This is a genomic window from Armatimonas sp. (assembly GCF_031410135.1).
In the GTDB taxonomy this organism is placed as follows: domain Bacteria; phylum Armatimonadota; class Armatimonadia; order Armatimonadales; family Armatimonadaceae; genus Armatimonas.
In genome coordinates this window covers 1-2,817 of the sequence record NZ_JANNYP010000098.1, presented here as the reverse complement: position 1 = coordinate 2,817, position 2,817 = coordinate 1, and the positions used below count along the sequence as shown (strand labels likewise).

Sequence of the window (2,817 nt, the reverse complement as noted above, 5' to 3'; positions counted from 1 at the left end):
TTCTCCACCACATACGGCGAGACGGGCTTGAGGAACTGATGCTTGTCACGGATCTGGTAGCCATTAAGCGTCTCCCCATAGACTTTATTGCTCTCCCGACCCACGGTGTAGCTCACGCCCGCCTTGGCCATCAGATCGCCTTCGTAGGTGGCATCTATGAACACCGCCGCTTCAATCGTCAGCCCCTCTTCGGTGGTGACGGAGACGAGCTGCCCCCGGTTTTTCTTGACGGATGCGAGGAACTGCCCAAAATATGGCACCACGCGCACCTCAGCCAGTAGCTCCGTGAGCACTTCTTCGGCGATATGGGGCTCGAAGTTCCACTCCTCGGTCTTCCCGTACTTGGCCCCGATGCGCTTGTAGACCTCCCGTGCCAGCCCGCCAATCGCCTCCTTGCGCCCAGTGTCTGTAAACGAGAGCCCGCCTGTCGTAAGTCCGCCAATGTGCCGCTCCGGTGCGAGTAAGACCACATGCAGCCCCAGTCGCGCTGCCTGCACCGCCGCGATCACCCCGCTAGCTGTGCCCCCGTAGACACAGAGATCGGCATGGCGTGTGTGCGGCTTCTGTGCCAGCGTGGGAGGCTTCCAATAAAGAAGGGACATCATGTCTTGAGTTGTCATAACGTCCCCAATATACCAAAGGTTTATGCTTTAGAAAGCACCAGTGAACCCAAGGCTGTTCTGTGGGCAGGCATTTGCTGCCACGGAGCAACCTAGTGCCTCGTCGGTAAAGGTGAGGTTCGGGTTGGGCTGTGCGCTCATATCGGCTCCAAAATCACTGAACCGAATGGCAGACTTACGTTTGAACTTCGCATGGCCATCGCAGTAGAGCAAGATGCCCCCCCCGGCATGCTGGTAGTCGTAAAACTGATGGTTGAACTGGTTATAGACCGTTGTGGAGTTGTTTGCCAGACAGGGGCGTACATGCGAGACACGGGTCTTGTACTTGTACTCTTGGAGAAAAATAATGTCCGCAGGTGCGGGGATCGCGGCAAGGGACTTGCTGGCCGCAATGCCATTGAGCAGGTAGCTGAGGTTGCCTCCTCCCGGTGTGTTGGTCTCACGGTAGCCTGAGGTTGCCCCGCCTGCTCCTCCTGAGCGTGGTGTCGCATTAGGGCAGAGATAGACTTGCAGGTTCTTGACATAGGGGTAGATGTCGCGTGCCCAGTTACGCAGTACGAGTGAGCCCACTCCCGTCTCGGGAGTCATGAAGCCAAGAGGGTTTTGGGTGCCTGCGGCATTGGTAGAGCCGGAATCCCCAGGCCAACCATGCGGGGCACCATTGTTACCGTTGAGGCCGTTATGATTGCCCGGCAGAGTTTCATCATAGTCTTGGGTGTACATCATCAGGCCAATACCAATCTGCTTGGTATTGGAGAGGCAGCTTGTCTGGCGGGCTTTCTCTCTTGCTTGGGCGAAGACGGGAAATAAAATAGCGGCGAGAATCGCGATAATGGCGATCACGACAAGAAGTTCGATTAAGGTAAAGCCCGCAGTGCGGGTAAAACCACGTTGATTTTTCATTGCTTGGGTTCCTTTTGTGGAGAAAAGCCCGACGGTGCCGCTGTACTTTGGCGGTGGATCAGGCGGGTGGCGAGCGGGGCCATTGTGGGCGACTCCTTGCCCTGGAGCAGACATTGGAGCACTTTAAGCGCCCTTTCTGCCTGTGCGTCAAGAGGGTTCTCGATCGTGGTGAGTGGCGGGACGGCAGTCTCCGCCAGTACGGTGTTGTCAAAACCAATGACCGAGAGATCGTCGGGGATGCGGAGGCCCACCTGACGAGCAGCCACCGTGAGCTGCCAGGCAAAGTCATCGTTGTAAGTGACAAAAGCCGTCGGACGTTCCGCTTGGGTGAGACAAGCTTGCGCCTCATGGTTGGTGTAGCACTGTGGCGCAAGCCCCGCCGCCTGCATCGCTTCCATGTAGCCTGCACGACGCTCTTCGACAGCACGAATCCCAGGATTGCTGCCCAAAACATAGCCGATTTTTGTATGCCCCAGCGCCAGAAGGTGCTCCGTCGCCTCTCGTACCCCACCTCGCTGGTCTATATCTACCAGGCGCTCGGCGTAGCCCGAGCCAATGCTAACCGTCGGAAAGCCTGAGGCATAGATCTGTCGGGCGAAAGCATCGGCGCTGTGGGAAACGAGGATCAGGCCATCTACCCGCTGGTCTGCCACATCGTCTACCGAGAGCATGGCATCGCTGGAAAAGGGAATGAGTGTCAGCCGGAGCCGCGCTTTATGGCAGGCCCGCGCCATCGCGGCCAGAACATCTTTCGAGTAGACCCAGTCCTGAGGACGCCCACTATCTATACGCAGCACCACGCCCACGGTGTAGATGCGCCCGGTGGAAAGTGCTCGCGCCAGCCCACTGCGCCTATAGCCGAGCTTCTGTGCCGCTTCCCGGACACGGATGCGCGTGCCCTCAGCCGCGCTGAAGCCAGGTCGGTTGTTTAGTACAAACACCGCCGTGGTTTTTGAGACGCCCGCTTCGCGCGCCACATCGTTAATGGTAACTGCTTTGCCCATTGACTTCTTTGTAACCCGAGTTACTAACCCAGGTTACCAAAGGTTTAATACATTGTCAAGAAAACAAAAAGGATGCCAGAGAGCCTGGCATCCTTGAGAGAGCGAAAGTAGACGTTAGAACGCGCCGGGAAGCACCACTCCGTTGTCGGGGCATGTAACGGCTCCCGCAGCATTGACACTACAGCCGTTCTTGCTGTCCTGGAAGGTCTGATTTACGTTGGTTAGGCGGCCATTGGCAACTCCCCAGACAACATCGGCACCATAGTCAGCAAACCTCACACCGGTCTTCT

3 protein-coding genes are annotated in these 2,817 nt (G+C 57.3%); all 3 read right to left on the bottom strand.

Translation table 11 applies throughout. From position 1 onward, the window contains the following. A partial coding sequence (locus tag RMO15_RS03675) for an FAD-dependent oxidoreductase (protein ID WP_309707939.1) occupies nt 1–620 on the bottom strand: 620 nt, incomplete at its 3' end. Nucleotides 621–650: 30 nt separating this feature from the next. Continuing rightward, on the bottom strand, nt 651–1,523 hold the full coding sequence (locus RMO15_RS03670; RefSeq protein WP_309707936.1) for a DUF1559 domain-containing protein: 873 nt from the start codon (nt 1,521–1,523) through the stop codon (nt 651–653). After that, the gene (locus RMO15_RS03665) at nt 1,520–2,527 is read right to left on the bottom strand and encodes a LacI family DNA-binding transcriptional regulator (protein WP_309707933.1); all 1,008 of its coding nucleotides are present in this window, start codon (nt 2,525–2,527) and stop codon (nt 1,520–1,522) included. Before RMO15_RS03665 ends, RMO15_RS03670 begins: the two co-directional genes overlap by 4 nt. Nucleotides 2,528–2,817: the final 290 nt, after the last annotated feature.

Excerpts from the sequence above, each read along its gene's own strand:
- RMO15_RS03665 (WP_309707933.1), bottom strand. The coding sequence starts at position 2,527 with ATGGGCAAAGCAGTTACCATTAACGATGTGGCGCGCGAAGCGGGCGTC.
- RMO15_RS03670 (WP_309707936.1), bottom strand. The coding sequence starts at position 1,523 with ATGAAAAATCAACGTGGTTTTACCCGCACTGCGGGCTTTACCTTAATC.